Consider the following 16,119-nt stretch of genomic DNA (forward strand, 5'->3'; position numbering starts at 1 on the left):
GACAGAATCATAAACCCAACAAAAATAGCGATTATCAAAATTGCTGTTATGGGCGTATTGATTCTTCTTTTCACTGAAATACTCCTCCAAGACGACGAAATTTCCACCAGTCCCCAGCAGGATTACTAAAGATAATTCCATACCTATACTTATAATATCATAAAATGAATGTAAAAGAAACCATTTATTTCCAATTTCCATTTAAAAGCGCGGCATATCGGTTCTTTTGGCAAAATAGCAGGCACATACGGTTTAGCCGATCTTTTTCGTCACGGCGCTCAGGCCTTCCCGGCTGACCATTTCCGGAATGTTCCTGTGACAGGTAAACAGGATGATCTGGGCGCCGCCGCTGTTCCCGGCATAATCGGCGAGGAATTTCAGTCCCTGTCCTGTCCGTTCGTCGTCGTACTGCAGAAAAACGTCGTCCAGCAGCAGCGGGAGCTTCGGACCCTCTTCCGAAAGCAGCTCCGCGACCGCCAGCCTGAGCGCGAAATACGCCTGATCGATCGTGCCGCTGCTCAGATACTGCCATTCGTGTGAAACCGCGTTTTCCGCGTCCTGCACGTTGATATCGAAATTCTTGGAAACGATCACATTCTGATATTTTCCGCCCGTGATGCTGCTGAAGATCCGGGCGGTTTTTTCGTTCAGAAGGGGACCGAAGCTCTGGCGGATTTCATTGAAGGCCTCTGTGAGCGTTTCCTTTGCAAGGCTGAGGGACTGATACTCCGATTCCTTTTCCGCAATTTCCTGTTGCAGTTCCTCCGTTTCCTCTTCCAGCTCACTGACATTCTTTTTCCCCGCGAACCGGTTTTTGATTTCGGAGCCCGTCTGAATCAATTCTTCCCTTGTTTGCTGGAGCTGCTGAAAGCATTCGGCACCGAGCCGCCTGAGGTTCTCCGCACCCTGATCGTCCAGGGGCTCCGGCAGCTGCCCTGCGCCGGCACTGAGAATCTCTTCCCGCGCCGCCCCGGCTTCCTGCTCAAGCTGTTCGGCGGGCTTCCCCTGTCCCTGCTCCTTGAGGGATTCCGACTGGCTTTCGATTTTCTGCCGCATGGAACGGAGCTCCTCCATCCGATTTTTCAGCTCCTGTACGGCGCTCGCCGCTTCCTCAAAAGAGGAGACCGGCCGGTATGTACTGACAAAGGAAAGGAAGGCGCCGGTTTGCTCCCGCAGGCTTTCCTGCGCCTGAGCCAGGGCCTCATTCGCCCTGTCCAGATTTTCCCGTCTCATGGCCGCCCGCGCCTGAACGCTCCGGAACCGCATCAGCTTGTCCTGAAGCTCCTCCACTGTCCGGCACCCCAGCGCCTGAAGCTGAGAATTTATCCTGTCCGCAAGCGCCGCTTCCCGGGCCGTTTTCGCGTTCAGCTCCTCCCGCAGAGCGGATAGATCGGTCCGCTGTTCCGGGCCGTCCGCCGGGAGCTCCGCGCGTTTTTCCCGCACATCCTTTGAAAGGCCGTCAAGCTTTTCCTCGATAAACCCGAGTTTCAGCTCCAGTTCACGATTCCCACGTTCCGCGGCGGACATCTGCTCCTCCGCCATGCGGCAGAGCTCTTCCGCCTGAGCGGCCGACTTCCGTACCTGTTCCTCTCTGGCCGACACCGCCTGCCATTCGCCCGCGGCTTCCTCTTCCGCCCGCTTTGCGGCTTCTGCTTCCCGTTCCGCGGCAAGACGCACGCTTTCCAGATTTGCTTTTGCCGCCGCGGCTTCGGCCTCGTCCACGACCGTCGTGGCCACGGCTCTGGTTCTGGTCTTCCCAACAGAGAGAACCGCCGTCACTCCGGCGAGGGCCAAACCGGCAAAGCAGACGGGCGACAGGGCGATTCCCAGCGCAACCGATGCGGCGGCGATCAGAATCGCCCCGATCAGCAGCCCTTTTCTGATTTCGCGCCCGGCATTTTCGTTGACCATTACCTGCCGGGGAGTACCGGCCTGTTTCAGCCGCTCCTGCGCCGTTTCGATTTTTTGCGCGGAAAGAGCCTGTACGGATTTCAAATGCTGCCCGGCGGCCTGATACGCCGTGTTCGCGCTTTCCCTGCGCTGTCCGGCGAGCGCAAGCTCTTTCTTTTTCCGGTCAAGGTCCTCCCGGCAGGTCTGACAGGACCGCCGCGCTTCTTCCAGCTCCAGAGAAGCCTCTTTGCAGGCGTTTTCCTGCTCCTGCTTCTGCCGTATCTGCGTTTGCAGCGCCTTTTCTGCTTCCGCCAGAGCCGACCGTTTTTTCTCCGTTTCGGCAGCGAGGCGAATGGTTTCCCGAAGAGCAAGAATGTCCCGGCTTACCTGTGCACGCTCCTGGTCCCGTTTCTTTACTTCCTCCGGCACTTCCGGTGAAATTTCCTCAACCGGCTCGCCGGAGGACGGGTCCTCCTGCTCCAGGGTAAGGACATTCCTGTTTCTCTCCTCCAGAAGCTGCTGAAGAGACCGGACCTGAGTGATCCTTTCTTCCGCGTTCTGAACAAATTCCTCGTTAAAGACAGTGCCGCCTGAAGTAAGGCGCCCGGCTTTCTCCTCATATTCTTTGATCTGCGCGTTGAGCTCCCTTTGCTTCTGAACGACTTTGTCCAGATTCTGAAGCTGAATAAGCTTTTTTTGCAGATCAGACTGAGTTGTATAATACTGATATTTCTGTTCCAAAGCTTCTTTCTTTTCGTTCAGCTCGGCATACCGGCGCTCCATCCGCTTTTTTTCTTCCTCGTCCTCCAGAGCCGCCGCCCGCTCCTGAGCAAGCTGTTCCTGCTGCTGATAGCCTTTATCCAGCACGCCGATCCTACCGCTTTTGGATTTCAGCTCGTTCATGGCGGCCTGCAGACGGGTTTCCACCCGTTTCTGCGACACGCTTTCATCCCCGGTGGAGACCAGGTTCAGAAGCTTCTGGGTAATTTCATCGTCCCTGTCCGCACCGGCCATGCTCCCGGCCTGCCCGATAAAGACGCTTTTTTCAAACGCCGCGGCCCCGATTCCAAAAAAGCGCTGGCCAAGATCGGTGTTGCTGGCGATCTTCTCTTTTTCCCCGGTCGCCGTATTCCACAGGCTGATTTTATCCGTCGCGTTGGATGCGCCGAACAGTCTTTCCAGCCGATAGACGGTCCCGTTATCCCCAAATTCAAGAAATCCCGACATTTTAGCCCCGTCCCAGGGCTGATATTTTTTGCGGATATTTTTGGAAAGGTCGCCGCTTCTGCCTTCGGAACCGTAAAACATCATTCTGATAAACGCCATGATGGTGCTTTTTCCGTCCTCGTTATTTCCATAGAGGATATGGAGGCCGTCCGTCAGATCGAGCGTATACTCCCTCAGTTTGCCAAAGTGTCCAATGTAAATCCTGTTAATTTTCATTCAGCTTTACCTCGCTGTCAAACGCTTTCAGGCCGATATCGAGCGCGCGCCGGAGTTGTTCCTTCTGCGCTTCGCCCGCCGCGGCGCCGATTTTTTCCAGCATGCGCCGGACAAAAATCCCCTTTAGGGAGGTTTCCTTGGACAGCGCGTTCAGGTCGGCCCGCAGACGCGTTTCGTCCCTGAGCTTCACAAAATACAGCCCGTTTTCCAGCCTTGCCGCAATCGCGGCGCAGTCCGGCGAAAAGGAAGCGTCCAGCGCGCCCTCCAGAATGATTTTATAAAGATTGTCCGCATACGTCTCCCCAAACTGCCGCTGCAGCGTGTGAAGGACGACGGCCGCCGCTTCGTTGTTTGCCGACACCCCGCCGATATCGACGCGGACCTCTAAATTTTTCCTTCGGCACACCGGGCGGAAAGCGAGGTCAAGCCTGTCCCTGCTCACGGTACCGATATAAACGCCCTTGTCCCCCAGCTCGTCAAAGCCCCTGCCCTCCGGACAGCCGCAGTAGGCGTAAGCGGTCCTTCCGCTGTGCAGGATTTCGGTACGCATATGAATATGGCCGAGCGCAAGGTAATCCATGCCGCTGAAACGAATCCGGGAAGGGGTGATCGGGTTGTAATTGCTCGACTGGTTCTCGGCGACCAGATCCCCGTGCAGGACGCAGATATTCAGCAGGTCGCCCTGGGGCGCGCCGGTTTCTCCCAAAAGAGGTTCCGTGACATAGGTTCCCGTAAATCCCGCGCCCCACACGCGCACGCCCTTTCCGGGCAGCTCAAAACAGTCGAAGCCGGACTGAAAAATATGTACGTTTGCCGGCCAGTCCGGGTCGGCGTACGGGGAATCCAGAGAAACATAGTCGTGGTTCCCCGGTGCAACGGCAACCGCCGTTTCCGGAATTTCGGACAGCGCCTTTTTTACGGAACGGACCGTCGCGGCATCCGTACCGGAGCTTTCAAAAAAATCCCCGGCGATCAGAAGCAGCTCCACGCCTTCTTCTTTGCAGAGGGAGACGATCCTGTCAAACGTCATCAGCATTTCTTCCCTGCGCTGGCCCGCTTTGCTCCCCAGCGAGGTAAGCTCCGCGCCGAGGTGCAGGTCAGCGCAGTGCAGTATTTTTATTTTATTCATTCCTATACGCCCCCGGACAATATTCCTTTAATTGTTTCTATTATATCAAAATCAGCAGGGGAAAGCAATTGCCGGGCGGCTTTGCCGACGGAGCGGAAGGCCCCCAAAGCAGACGAAAAAGGCCGCCCGGGAAAATCCCGGGCGGCCTTTGGCCTTTGCTGTTAACGGATTTCTATTCTGCGGCTTTCGGGCACCACGGTTTCCACCTTCGGCATACTCAGCTCCAGAACTCCGTCCTTGTACTCCGCGGAGATCTCCTTGGCTTTGACATCGGAGATATCAAAGCTGCGGGAGAACGAGCCGTACCTGCGCTCCCTGCGAATGTAATTGTCCTTTGTCTCCTCGGTTTCGTCCTTGTGTTCCGCGCTGACGGTAAGCCTGTCGCCCTCGATATCGATCTTGATATCTTCCTTCTTAAAGCCCGGCAGCTCCGCCTTCAGCAAATACTTGTCGCCATTATCGATCACATCCGTACGGAAAGCGGAAAAGCTTTGCGACAGATCGCCGAAGAAGTTTTTCTCCATGTTATCAAAATAGTTGAACAAGTTGTTTTCCCTGCGTCCAAACGGCATTAAATCAAACATCATCAAAACCTCCATATTCATTCATTTGATTTCTTCGGAAGCATTGCTTCCTTTTACAATTCTTACTATATCCGATGATTATGAAAAATAATCATATAAAATATGACCAAATTATTAATTTTAGCACTCTTAAGTTTAGAGTGCTAAAATTAATCAAAATTTCCGATTAGAATGGGAAGAATCACGTTTCAGGCAAAAGGAAAACCGGCCTTCAGGCGATACGGAATCACCGAAGGGCCGGTTCTGACGGAGGAAGGATCAATTGGGGAACACGACGACCAGAAACATTTTGAACTGCTGGGAAGCATAGACCGCGTGGGGCGTTTTCGCGGGCATAACGATGGTCTGTCCGGCTTTGAGAAGATGCTTTTCGGAACCGATGGTAATTTCGCCCTCTCCGTCCAGCGCGATGACCATCGCGTCGCCGTTCGACTCGTGGGAGCTGATCTCCTCCCCCTGGTCAAAAGCGAAAAGCGTCAGGCTGACCGCCGGGTTCTGCGCCAGCGTCTTGCTGACGACCTGACCCGGCTGATAGGTTACCAGCTCCGCCAAAGTCAGCGCGGTCGAAAAATCGATATTTCTGATATAATTTTTTTGCATACGGTGACCTCCTATTTCAGCATGGCGGCCAGATCCTGTTCAGGTGTGGTGATCGGCATGATGTTGAACTTCTCTACCAGTATTTTAAAAACGTTCGGGGATACAAACGCGGGAAGCGTCGGGCCCAGGCGGATATTGGTAATCCCGAGCGACAGCAGGGTCAGCAGGATGCAGACCGCTTTCTGCTCATACCAGGAAAGCACGATGGACAGCGGCAGGTCGTTGACGCCGCAGCCGAAAGCCTCGGAAAGAGCGACCGCAACCTTGATCGCGGAGTAGGCGTCGTTGCACTGGCCCATATCCATAATGTGCGGCAGGCCGCCGAGCGTCCCCATATCGAGGTCGTTAAAGCGGTATTTCCCGCACGCGCAGGTCAGAACGACGGAGTCCGGCGGGGTAAGCTCCACCAGCTTGGTGAAATAGTTTCTGCCGGGCTTTGCGCCGTCGCAGCCGCCAATGAGGAAAATGTGGCGCAGAGCGCCGGATTTCACCGCCTCGATCACCTGATCGGCAACCGACAGCACGGTGTTGTGGCCGAAGCCGGTCATCAGCTTTTCGCCGCCGTTGATGCCGGGCATATGCACGTCCTGCTCGTATCCGCCGAGCTCCAGCGCTTTTTCGATCACAATGCTGAAATCCTTTTTACCATTCACTTCGCCGATGTGGGGCATTTCGGGATAGCCGACCACCGCGGTCGTATAAACCCTGTCGGCATAGGACGGCATGGGGCGCATCAGGCAGTTTGTCGTAAACAGGAACGGCGCCGGAACATTTAGGAATTCCTTCTGCTGATTCTGCCACGCGGTACCGAAATTGCCCTTCAGATGCGAATACTTTTTCAGTTCTGGATAGCCGTGCGCGGGCAGCATTTCACCGTGCGTATAGATGTTGATCCCCTTGTCCTTTGTCTGCTCCAGAAGCTGTTTCAAATCGTAAAGGTCATGGCCGGAAACAACAATGAACGGGCCTTTTTCAATGGTATTGCTCACTTCGGTCGGTACGGGATTGCCGAACGACTCCGTATTGGCCTGATCCAGCAGGGCCATGCACTTCAGGTTAACCTGGCCGAATTCCATCACAAGCTCCAGCAGGCGGGACGGGTCCTGTTCGCAGTCGATCGCCGTCAGCCCCTTGTAGAACCAGCCGGTCACCTCGTCGTCGGTATAACCCAGCACATAGGCGTGATACGCGTACGCCGCCATTCCTCTCATGCCGAGCAGAAGCAGAGATTTCAGCGAACGGATATCCTCGTCGCTGTTCCAAAGCTGTTCCAGATCAAGGTCGTCGGTACCTCCGCATTTTGAACTGCAGGCAGCGCAGCCGGGCGTCAGCGAATCCTTTTCCTTCCTGATCTCGGCGGTAAGCGCCTCAATTGCCTTATTGTCGAAATTCACGTTGGTAATGCACATAAACAGGCCGCGCAAAATCAGCTCATCCGATTTTGGGGTCCTTCCGGAATTCCCAGCCGCTTTGGCCAGGCCGACCAGCGCGCCGGTCAGTTCATCCTGAAAATCGGCGGTCACGCTGCTTTTTCCGCACACCCCCATTTTTGTGCATCCGGTTCCTCCGGCGGTTTGTTCACACTGAAAACAAAACATCTTCCTTTTCCTCCTTCAATTAATCTTCTAATATTTCACCGTCGGTGGCGACGGTAATGACACGCCACGGGATCATTTTCCCGGAATTCTGCAGAGCGGTCTTTACATAGTTGACCATTCCGCCGCAGCAGGGCACTTCCATACGCACAACGGTGACGCTTTGAATGTCGTTCAGGTTCAAAATATCCGTCAGCTTTTCACTGTAATCGAGGTCGTCCAGTTTCGGACAGCCGATCAGCGTGATTTTATTTTTCATAAACTGATGAATATTCGGGCAGGCATAAGCCGTGCAGTCCGCGCAGATGACAATGTGCGCGTTTTCAAAATACGGGGCGTTCGGCGCGACCAGCTTCAGCTGGCACGGCCACTGGCGCAGCTCCGAGCGGGCGGCTGCCGGAGCCGCCGGCTGGACCGGGGCGGGCGCACGGTCAAACGTCTTCATGCGCATGGACGGACATCCCCCGAAAGGAGGCTGGACCGCCTTCTGTTTCATTTTGGCGTCTACCATTTCCTGATCGTACTCCCCGGCTTCGCGCTCAATAATCTGAATCGCGCCGGTCGGGCATTCGGGGAGACAGTTTCCGAGTCCGTCGCAGTAGCTGTCGCTGATCAGGGTTGCTTTTCCATCTATCAGCTGCAAAGCGCCTTCGTGGCAGGCGCTGATGCACAGGCCACAGCCATTGCATTTATCAGAATCAATCTGAACGATATGTCTTTTCATTCAACGTTCCTCCATTTGTTTTGTTGGCCTCAGTATATCATTCTGCTTTTGTTATTTCGGTATCCACGGCTACAAAATTTAATTTATTTGAAATTTTTTTGACAACGGAATATACTGAATTTTAAGAAATATTGCGATTGACCATGCAGCGGAGGAATGATATGAAAGCAACAAAAAAGATACTTTCCGTGCTTACGGCGGGAATCATGCTCTTTGCGCAAGGATGCGCACCTGCTGAAGCGATTCCCGGATGGACAAAAAGCCCTTCTATGGCTGTTCCGAGAGACCAGTTCCAGATAGAAGCCGTCGGGGATAAGCTTTATGTGCTGGGCGGTCTGGGGTCGGATTCCAAAAGCCTGTCCTCTGTGGAATGCTACGACCCGGTGTCTAACCAGTGGACAGCAAGAAAACCTATGCTTAACGCCAGAACGGAATTTCAGACCCGGACGGTAAACGGAAAGATTTACGCGTTCGGCGGCTGGAGCAGCACAAAACAAACCGATCAGGATAAAATCGGCGGTTTGTCTTCTTTGGAAGCGTACGACCCGGCCGCGGACCTCTGGACGGAAAAAGCACCGATGTCCGTTCCCAGATCCGCTTTTTTAACGGAAACGGTCAATGGAATCCTTTACGCAATGGGCGGAGCGGAATCGGCCAATACAATGGAAGCGTATGACCCGGAAACCGATACATGGTCCCGCAAAGCACAGATTCCTGTGAAGATTTCCGCCTATGACTGCCGTACCGCCGTGTTAGACGGTAAAATTTTCGCATTCGGTAAGACCGTACAGGAATACGATCCCCAGACGGACGCATGGACGGTCAGGGCACCCATGCCGACAGCAAGATATAAGTTTGAGCTACAGGCGGTGGGAGAGGAAATTTTTACGATGGGCGGATGTGACGGCGGCGGGAACCTTTTACCCACCGTGGAAGAATACGATCCCAAAACCGACAAATGGACAGAACGCGCCCCCATGGCCGTGTCTCGGATGGAATTTCAGACAGAGGCTGTCGAAGGAAAAATCGATGTGTTCGGCGGAAGCAACGGAGAGGACGTTCTCTCTTCCGTAGAGGAATACGACCCGAATTTGAATAAATGGACGGAAAAGGCGCCTATGACAGTCCCCAGGACCTGGTTCGGTACAAAAGACCTGAAGGGTAAGATTTTCGCGATTGGCGGCTGGAATATTGGAACGGCGCTTTCTTCCGTGGAAAAATATGTTCCGTAAATACCGACGCAGCCCATTTGCGCGGAAAAAACCTATTGTCTGCAAAGCAAAGCGGCCGGGAACGATATCGTTCCCGGCCGCTTTGCTTTGTTATGGTTAATGAACTTGTAATCAGAAGGTGACATCTTCGCCGTAATAGGCGCAGGTAAGGACTTTCAACATATTGTCCGCGTCGGTCTCTCTTGGGTTGGAGCCCGTGCAGGGGTCGCCGACGGCGTTGACCGCAATTTCCTTGCAGTGCGCCTTGAAGTCTTCCTCGCTGACGCCGTTTGCCTGATAGGTCTGGGCAATATTGAGCTTTTTGTTCAGCTCGCGGACCGCTTCCACAAGGGAATTGGTCAGCTGCTTGTCCGTAGCGCCCGGCAGGCCGACTTCCCTGGCAATCTGAGCGTATCTTTCCATGCAGACTCTGGAGTTGTACTGGATGACGTTCGGCAGCAGGATGGCGTTGCAGCAGCCGTGCGGAATATGGAACACCGCACCCGTCTTATGGGCAAGGCTGTGAGAGATTCCCAGAAGCGCGTTGGAAAACGCCATACCGGCAAGGCACTGGGCGATATGCATTTTGCCGCGCGCCTCGGCGTCGCCGTGATAGGAATCAAGGATACTGTCAAAGATGCTGGAAATCGCCTTGAGTGCCAGTGCGTCCGAAAAGTCCGAACGGGCGGAGGCAACATAGGCTTCGATCGCATGGGTCAGGGCGTCCATACCGGTATGTGCGGTCAGGGTTTTCGGCATGGTCATCGGGATATCGGAATCCAGAACCGCAATATCCGGTGTAATTTCAAAGTCGGCAAGAGGATACTTGATATCGGTGGAATAGTCCGTGATTACGGAGAAAGCCGTCACTTCCGAAGCGGTTCCGCTCGTGGAGGGGATGCCGACGAAAATTGCTTTCTTTCTGAGCTTCGGCATGGTGAAAGGATTTTTGATATCGTCAAAGGTTTTCTCCGGATATTCGTAGAACACCCACATTGCCTTTGCAGCGTCCATGGGGGAACCGCCGCCGATGGCAACGATCACGTCCGGCTCAAACTCGCGCATGGCCTTGGCGCCGTCGTATACTCTTTCGATAGACGGGTCCGGCTCGACACCGTCATAGATCAGGGTCTGCAGGCCGGCATCTTTCAAAACATCATCCAGCTTCTGCAGGAATCCGGTTTTTCTCATGGAATGGCCGCCGGTCACAATAAAAGCTTTCTGATAGCCTTTCAAATTTTTCAGCTCGCTGATTGCGTTCGGTCCGAAGTAGATGTCTCTTGGTAAGGTGAATCGTGCCATAAATGTTCCTCCTAAATTCATTTTTTATTCATAATTGTTAAAAGTATAACAATCTTTGTTTGATTATTATCATACCACTTTGTTCCACAATTTTCAAGGTGTTTTATTCATTTTATTTAGTATGATTTCCCAGTTGGATTTTTATGTAATTCCAAATAAAAAAGTCGCTTTCCGCCCTCTTGTTTGTAGATCAGCTTTACAGCAATTCCGTTTCAGTTTGCAAAAAAAACGCGTTCCTCCCCCGCCTTCGGCGGGGGAGGAACGCAATCTTAATTGCAGAATCAGCCGGAAATGCTGTAATTATCCCCGCGGAAAATACTCCTGACAGGGAGTATCTAAAAATTATTTTTTTAATAACCAAAGATTCCACCGGTTTACACCGATGGAATCTTTGGTTACGGAGAAATAAGCAGATAATTCCGACTACTTTTTGCTTAGATCCCATAAAGTTTGATATAATTTCAAATAAGTCGATGCAATGTCGCTGTTTAAAGAAAGCTGCTGTTTGTACTTTTCCAAAACCGCATCAAGCATATTTGTACCGTTTCCGCCGTTGGCAAAACAAAGCATATTTTGTCCATCGGTAGCAGAGAAATTGGTTGTTGGATCATCCATCAGCTGATTCCCTATCAAAGCTCTTCCCAATTGTTTTGATTCTTCATTTTTATTCAGCCAGAGTTCCCGTGTCATTTGGTCGTATTCCTCTTCGCTGATTTGATTGATATTATATTTGGAAACCACTTCTTTCGGCGTAGAATCAAAGATCAGGTAGTTTTGATTCTGAGCCGTCTGTGAAGTCTTGCCCTTTTCGCTTGAAGAATACTTCCAGACCGGGGAAGCGGCCACTGAATTTATCTGCATAGGATACAACTCCTTCAAGTTATTTATTTTATGATTACTGGATTACCAGCCAATCATTTTGCGTATAGTATGGATATATATCGGATTTCGCTTCATACGTAAATGAACCGCTGTCTACATTCTCCAAAATCCAGAGTTGAATAAATCCATCTGCAATACGATCCCCGTTTGGATCATATGCTTGATTAGAGTATAATTCCGCCTTAACTCCTTTATACATGGGTTTCCGGCTCGAAGTATCAGCATAGCCAATCTCATAGGTACAAATCATAGCTTCGCCACCATGGTCATAAACGGTTCCTTTTCCAACTGTATTCCAGTTAAAAAACTCGATTCCCTGATTAACATCGCTGCCATGTTCTTCAATCGACTGATCTGATACAATACTATTTATATATACCGCTGTCAACGGTGGTGCGGCACTTAATGGTGTAACTGAGTTATCCTGTTCCTGAGACTTCTCCTTTACCGCTTTCGCTATCTCTTCTTTAGCCTGATTGACCATCACCGCAGAAGATTGTTCAAGACCAGCCTGCTTCAATGAAGCTTTCTCCGTGCTTTTGGCAAGTACTGTCGTGTTAAAAGCAACGCAAGCAGACACTGCAAGCACAATAGTCAATATTTTTTTCAACCTTTTCACGAACTATACCTTCTTTCTGTTCATCCAAAAATTAGACAGTCGTTTATTGGATATATCACCTCGTATATAATTGACTGTTCTTTATTCTCATAATAAAACTTATGAACACAATTGTCAAATTTAATAACATAATCGAATTATTTTACATAAAAAAACCGGACTGCTGAAAAGCAGTCCGGTTGCCGGTTTATCAATCAGGAGGGCGCCGACTCGTCGTAAAGGCGGCAGGAAACGAAATGTCCCGGGGACACTTCGCGGAGCTGCGGCGTATATCCGTCGCACTCGTCCGTCTTTTTGAAGCAGCGCGAGCAGAAACGGCACCCCTCGGGGGGATTGATCGGGCTCGGCACGTCGCCGGTCAGGATAATGCGCTGCTTGGATTTTGTCGGGCCAATAAACGGAATCGCGGAAAGCAGAGCCTGCGTATAAGGATGGAGCGGGTTGGAATACAGCTCTTTTTTTGGCGCGATTTCCACCAGCTTTCCCAGATACATCACGCCCACACGATCGCTGATATGCTTCACGACGTTCAGGCCGTGTGCAATGAACAGATAGGTCAGGCCGAATTCCGCCTTCAGTTCATCCAGAAGGTTCAGCACCTGTGCCTGAATTGAAACGTCCAGCGCGGAAACCGGCTCGTCGCATACGATCAGTTTTGGCTGTACGGCGAGCGCGCGCGCAATGCCGACACGCTGACGCTGTCCGCCGGAAAACTCATGCGGGTAGCGGTTCCTCTGATGGTTGGCCAGCCCGACACAGTTCAGAAGATAAGTGACCCTTTTTTCAATTTCATTGCTGGGGAGCAGCTTGTTGATTTTGATCGGCTCCGCAATGATATCGCCGATCGTCATTCTCGGGTTTAACGAAGCATAGGGGTCCTGGAAAATCAGCTGAATGTCCTTGCAGAATCCGCGGCGCTTTTCTTCGGACAGCTTGGTCAGGTCGGTGCCTTCAAAAATAATCTGTCCGCGCGTAGGGGTATAAAGATTGACCAGCATTTTGCCGATCGTCGTTTTCCCGCAGCCGGATTCGCCGACAAGGCCGAAGGCCTCGCCCTTATGAATGGCAAACGACACGTCGTCCACCGCTTTCAGGACGCTGGTCGGGCGGCCGAAAAAGTCGTTTTCCAGATTAAAATACTTGGCCAGATTTTTTACTTCTACCAATACTTCACTCATGATTTTCCGCCTCCTCTGTTTCCGTTCCGTAAAGGAAGCAGCGCACCTTATGGCCGTCCCTTTCAACCAGTGCCGGCATCTTTTCGCGGCAGCAGTCCATGCACCGGTCACAGCGGTCGGAGAAAGCACAGCCGGACGGCATTTTCAGCGGATTCGGCACCATGCCCTTGATCATATAGAGAGGTTCGCTGCTCTCATCCTCCAGTCTGGGGATGGAGCGGAGCAGGCCGAGCGTATAGGGATGCATCGTCTCTTCAAACAGTGTTTTCACATCCGCTTCCTCAACGATTTTCCCGCAGTACATTACGATGACGCGGTCGGCGGCCTCCGACACCACGCCAAGGTCATGGGTGATCAGCAGGACGGCCATGTTGAATTTTTCACGCATGTGATAAAGCAGGTCGAGAATCTGCGCCTGGATCGTCACGTCCAGCGCGGTGGTCGGTTCGTCGGCGATCAGCAGCTCCGGGCGGCACGAGAGCGCCATGGCGGTCATGACCCTCTGGCGCATACCGCCGCTCATCTGGTGCGGGTAATCCTTGGCGCGCTCCGCCGGGGAAGGAATGCCCACGATGTCGAGCATATGGACGGCGCGTTCCCACGCCTCTTTTTTAGAGAGCTTCATATGCGTCATGATGCTCTCCATGATCTGGTCCTTAATGCGGTATACGGGGTTGAGCGAAGTCATCGGCTCCTGAAAAATCATGGAGATCTGGTCCCCGCGGATCGCCTGCATCTCCGACTTGCTCTTTTTCAGGAGGTCCTCGCCCTTGAACAGGATCTCCCCCTCCGTTACCTTGCCCGGTTCCTGCACAAGGCCCATGACGGAAAGCGACGTTACGCTCTTTCCGGAACCGGACTCTCCCACGATCGCCAGGATTTCCCCTTTATTTAATGAGAAGCTGATATCGTCCACGGCGTTGACGGTGCCATGTTTCAGCTGAAATTTCGTTTTTAAATGGTTTACTTCAAGCAACATAAAACTTCACCGCCTCTAATTCTTTCTAGATTTCGGGTCGAGCGCGTCGCGTAGACCGTCGCCCAGCAAATTAAACGCCAGAACCGTCAGGGTAATGGCAACACCCGGAAAAATGAGCGTGTAGGGCGCGGTGAAGATAAAGCCCCTCGCTCTGCCTAACATATCGCCCCACTCAGCCGCCGGTGGCTGTACGCCGAGGCCCAGGAAGCCCAGAGCGGCGGTGTCAAGAACCGCGGTGGAAATCCCCAGCGTTGCCCTGACCACAATGGAGGAAAGCACATTCGGAAGAATATGCTTGAAAATAATGCGGCTATTTTTGTTTCCGATGACCCTGGCCGCCTGTACATAGTCGTTTTCCTTGACGGACAGGATACAGCCGCGCACAATGCGCGCGTATTCGGGGATGGAAACCAGGCCGATGGCGATAACCGCCTTATCGATGCCCTTGCCCAGAGCCGCCATAAAGGCGATGGCCAGCAGGATGGAGGGAATGGCGAGCATCATGTCCATGAAGCGCATGATAATCGTATCCGTTTTTCCTCCCTGATAACCGGCAACGGAACCCAGCACGACGCCGACCGTCAGGGAAAGGGCGACCGCGCTCAGGCCAACGGTAAGAGAAATACGCGTTCCGGCAATAATTCTGCTGAAAATATCGCGGCCAAGCTGATCGGTTCCGAACCAGTGCTCGGCGTTCGGCTGGATAAAGCTCTTCGTCATATCCGATAAATTCGGATCGTACGGCATGATCAGCGGTCCGAAAATCGCCAGCAGCGCGAGGAACCCAATGACAATGAGGCCCGTAATCGCCGCTTTGTCCTCACAAAGCGATTCCCACATCTCTTTTAACTGGGATTCCGGTTTCTCGAGAACGACGGCTGCCTGTGATGAAGATTCCGTTTGCGGCTGCTCTGCTTTATTCTGTGTCATAACAAGCTAACCTTCTTTCTTTGAAAATTTGATGCGGGGATCAATAAACGCGTAAACAACGTCTACGACAAGATTAATGAGCACGAAAATGCACGCGATCAGAAGCACGACTCCCTGTACGACGGGGAAATCGGATTTCAGAATGCATTCCACGGTATAATTGCCGATACCCGGCCAGGAAAACACGGTTTCCGTCAAAACCGCTCCGCCCAGAAGAGAGCCGAGCTGGAGACCGATGACCGTTGTGACGGGGATCATCGCGTTGCGCAGCGCGTGGTGGGTAATCACTTTCCCTTCGGACACACCCTTCGCCCGCGCCGTACGTATGTAATCCTGATTGAGCGTTTCCAGCATGCTGGAACGGGTCATCCTGGTGATAATCGCCATGGAGTACATGCCGAGCGCCAGCGCCGGCAGAATCAAATGCCGGAGCACGTCGACAAAAGCCTCCGTATCCCCGATGGCAAGCGTGTCGAACAGGTAAAAGCCCGAAGCCGCCATGGGTTGCAGAAGCGGGTCGATCCGGCCGCCGGAGGGCAGGATATGCCACACACCGGCAAATAAAATGATCAGCAGAATGCCCAGCCAGAAGATCGGCATGGAAACGCCGATCAGCGCGAGCACCATTCCCGCGTGGTCAAAAAAGGAATTCTTTTTCACCGCGGAAATAACGCCGATGATGATGCCGAAAAGAGACGCGAAAATAATAGCGGCAATCGCAAGCTCGATCGTAGCCGGGAAACGCGAGAAAATCTCCTGTGTAACAGGAGTTTTTGTATAGTAAGACGTTCCGAGGTCGCCGGTGACGGCGCCCTTGATAAAGTTAAAGAACTGGATATAAAGCGGGGCGTCCAGGCCGTTTGCCGCGCGCCACGCGTTGGCGGCTTCCACCGTAGCGTGCTGCCCCAGAACGATCGGAGCCGGGTCCGGTGAAAAAACCCGCATGATTAAGAACACAATGACCGAAACTCCCAGCAGCACGGGAATCAGCATCAATATGCGCTTGACGATATACTTGAACATTTAAAACAACCTTTCGTTGCATCATAACAA

General features: G+C 52.6%; 14 protein-coding genes. 1 reads left to right on the plus strand and 13 read right to left on the minus strand.

What is annotated here, in order from left to right:
- Positions 1-252: 252 nt before the first annotated feature.
- The 6 genes from LY85_RS05915 to LY85_RS05940 form a co-directional block, all read right to left on the minus strand.
- Positions 253-3,333, minus strand: a complete 3,081-nt coding sequence (locus tag LY85_RS05915; RefSeq protein ID WP_141825869.1) for an AAA family ATPase — start codon at positions 3,331-3,333, stop codon at positions 253-255.
- Positions 3,323-4,462 carry a DNA repair exonuclease gene (locus tag LY85_RS05920; RefSeq protein ID WP_141825870.1) on the minus strand — a complete coding sequence of 380 codons (1,140 nt, stop codon included), beginning with the start codon at positions 4,460-4,462 and terminating at the stop codon, positions 3,323-3,325. The genes LY85_RS05915 and LY85_RS05920 overlap by 11 nt, the downstream gene beginning before the upstream one ends.
- Before the next feature lie 161 nt (positions 4,463-4,623).
- The gene (locus LY85_RS05925; protein ID WP_347562412.1) at positions 4,624-5,049 is read right to left on the minus strand and encodes an Hsp20/alpha crystallin family protein; all 426 of its coding nucleotides are present in this window, start codon (positions 5,047-5,049) and stop codon (positions 4,624-4,626) included.
- Positions 5,050-5,304: 255 nt separating this feature from the next.
- Positions 5,305-5,646 (minus strand): cupin domain-containing protein, encoded by a 342-nt coding sequence (locus tag LY85_RS05930; protein WP_141825871.1) that lies wholly within the window; start codon positions 5,644-5,646, stop codon positions 5,305-5,307.
- Between the two features lie 11 nt (positions 5,647-5,657).
- Positions 5,658-7,244 carry a hydroxylamine reductase gene (gene hcp / locus LY85_RS05935; protein WP_141825872.1) on the minus strand — a complete coding sequence of 529 codons (1,587 nt, stop codon included), beginning with the start codon at positions 7,242-7,244 and terminating at the stop codon, positions 5,658-5,660.
- A 19-nt stretch (positions 7,245-7,263) separates the two neighbouring features.
- Complete coding sequence (locus LY85_RS05940) at positions 7,264-7,965, minus strand: 4Fe-4S binding protein (protein WP_141825873.1); 702 nt, start codon at positions 7,963-7,965, stop codon at positions 7,264-7,266.
- A 161-nt stretch (positions 7,966-8,126) separates the two neighbouring features.
- Between LY85_RS05940 and LY85_RS05945 the strand changes: the two genes are divergently transcribed.
- Complete coding sequence (locus LY85_RS05945; RefSeq protein WP_185741123.1) at positions 8,127-9,197, plus strand: kelch repeat-containing protein; 1,071 nt, start codon at positions 8,127-8,129, stop codon at positions 9,195-9,197.
- Between the two features lie 111 nt (positions 9,198-9,308).
- On the opposite strand, the gene LY85_RS05950 is transcribed toward LY85_RS05945, so the two are convergent.
- From LY85_RS05950 to LY85_RS05980, 7 genes are all read right to left on the minus strand, one after another.
- Positions 9,309-10,478, minus strand: a complete 1,170-nt coding sequence (locus LY85_RS05950; protein WP_141825875.1) for an iron-containing alcohol dehydrogenase — start codon at positions 10,476-10,478, stop codon at positions 9,309-9,311.
- 423 nt (positions 10,479-10,901) lie between these two features.
- Positions 10,902-11,339 (minus strand): hypothetical protein, encoded by a 438-nt coding sequence (locus tag LY85_RS05955; protein WP_141825876.1) that lies wholly within the window; start codon positions 11,337-11,339, stop codon positions 10,902-10,904.
- A 34-nt stretch (positions 11,340-11,373) separates the two neighbouring features.
- Positions 11,374-11,979 (minus strand): DUF4879 domain-containing protein, encoded by a 606-nt coding sequence (locus LY85_RS05960; RefSeq protein ID WP_141825877.1) that lies wholly within the window; start codon positions 11,977-11,979, stop codon positions 11,374-11,376.
- A 194-nt stretch (positions 11,980-12,173) separates the two neighbouring features.
- On the minus strand, positions 12,174-13,157 hold the full coding sequence (locus LY85_RS05965; RefSeq protein WP_141825878.1) for an oligopeptide/dipeptide ABC transporter ATP-binding protein: 984 nt from the start codon (positions 13,155-13,157) through the stop codon (positions 12,174-12,176).
- The gene (locus tag LY85_RS05970; RefSeq protein ID WP_141825879.1) at positions 13,150-14,136 is read right to left on the minus strand and encodes an ABC transporter ATP-binding protein; all 987 of its coding nucleotides are present in this window, start codon (positions 14,134-14,136) and stop codon (positions 13,150-13,152) included. The genes LY85_RS05965 and LY85_RS05970 overlap by 8 nt, the downstream gene beginning before the upstream one ends.
- Before the next feature lie 15 nt (positions 14,137-14,151).
- On the minus strand, positions 14,152-15,066 hold the full coding sequence (gene nikC / locus LY85_RS05975) for a nickel transporter permease (RefSeq protein ID WP_141825880.1): 915 nt from the start codon (positions 15,064-15,066) through the stop codon (positions 14,152-14,154).
- A 6-nt stretch (positions 15,067-15,072) separates the two neighbouring features.
- Positions 15,073-16,089, minus strand: a complete 1,017-nt coding sequence (locus tag LY85_RS05980; RefSeq protein ID WP_038325311.1) for an ABC transporter permease — start codon at positions 16,087-16,089, stop codon at positions 15,073-15,075.
- Between the last annotated feature and the right edge of the window lie 30 nt (positions 16,090-16,119).

This window comes from Clostridium sp. KNHs216, from assembly GCF_006714885.1.
In the GTDB taxonomy this organism is placed as follows: domain Bacteria; phylum Bacillota; class Clostridia; order Oscillospirales; family Acutalibacteraceae; genus Caproiciproducens.

Excerpts from the sequence above, each read along its gene's own strand:
- LY85_RS05915 (WP_141825869.1), bottom strand. The coding sequence starts at position 3,333 with ATGAAAATTAACAGGATTTACATTGGACACTTTGGCAAACTGAGGGAG.
- LY85_RS05920 (WP_141825870.1), bottom strand. The coding sequence starts at position 4,462 with ATGAATAAAATAAAAATACTGCACTGCGCTGACCTGCACCTCGGCGCG.
- LY85_RS05925 (WP_347562412.1), bottom strand. The coding sequence starts at position 5,049 with ATGATGTTTGATTTAATGCCGTTTGGACGCAGGGAAAACAACTTGTTC.
- LY85_RS05930 (WP_141825871.1), bottom strand. The coding sequence starts at position 5,646 with ATGCAAAAAAATTATATCAGAAATATCGATTTTTCGACCGCGCTGACT.
- hcp (WP_141825872.1), bottom strand. The coding sequence starts at position 7,244 with ATGTTTTGTTTTCAGTGTGAACAAACCGCCGGAGGAACCGGATGCACA.
- LY85_RS05940 (WP_141825873.1), bottom strand. The coding sequence starts at position 7,965 with ATGAAAAGACATATCGTTCAGATTGATTCTGATAAATGCAATGGCTGT.
- LY85_RS05945 (WP_185741123.1), top strand. The coding sequence starts at position 8,127 with ATGAAAGCAACAAAAAAGATACTTTCCGTGCTTACGGCGGGAATCATG.
- LY85_RS05950 (WP_141825875.1), bottom strand. The coding sequence starts at position 10,478 with ATGGCACGATTCACCTTACCAAGAGACATCTACTTCGGACCGAACGCA.
- LY85_RS05955 (WP_141825876.1), bottom strand. The coding sequence starts at position 11,339 with ATGCAGATAAATTCAGTGGCCGCTTCCCCGGTCTGGAAGTATTCTTCA.
- LY85_RS05965 (WP_141825878.1), bottom strand. The coding sequence starts at position 13,157 with ATGAGTGAAGTATTGGTAGAAGTAAAAAATCTGGCCAAGTATTTTAAT.
- LY85_RS05970 (WP_141825879.1), bottom strand. The coding sequence starts at position 14,136 with ATGTTGCTTGAAGTAAACCATTTAAAAACGAAATTTCAGCTGAAACAT.
- nikC (WP_141825880.1), bottom strand. The coding sequence starts at position 15,066 with ATGACACAGAATAAAGCAGAGCAGCCGCAAACGGAATCTTCATCACAG.
- LY85_RS05980 (WP_038325311.1), bottom strand. The coding sequence starts at position 16,089 with ATGTTCAAGTATATCGTCAAGCGCATATTGATGCTGATTCCCGTGCTG.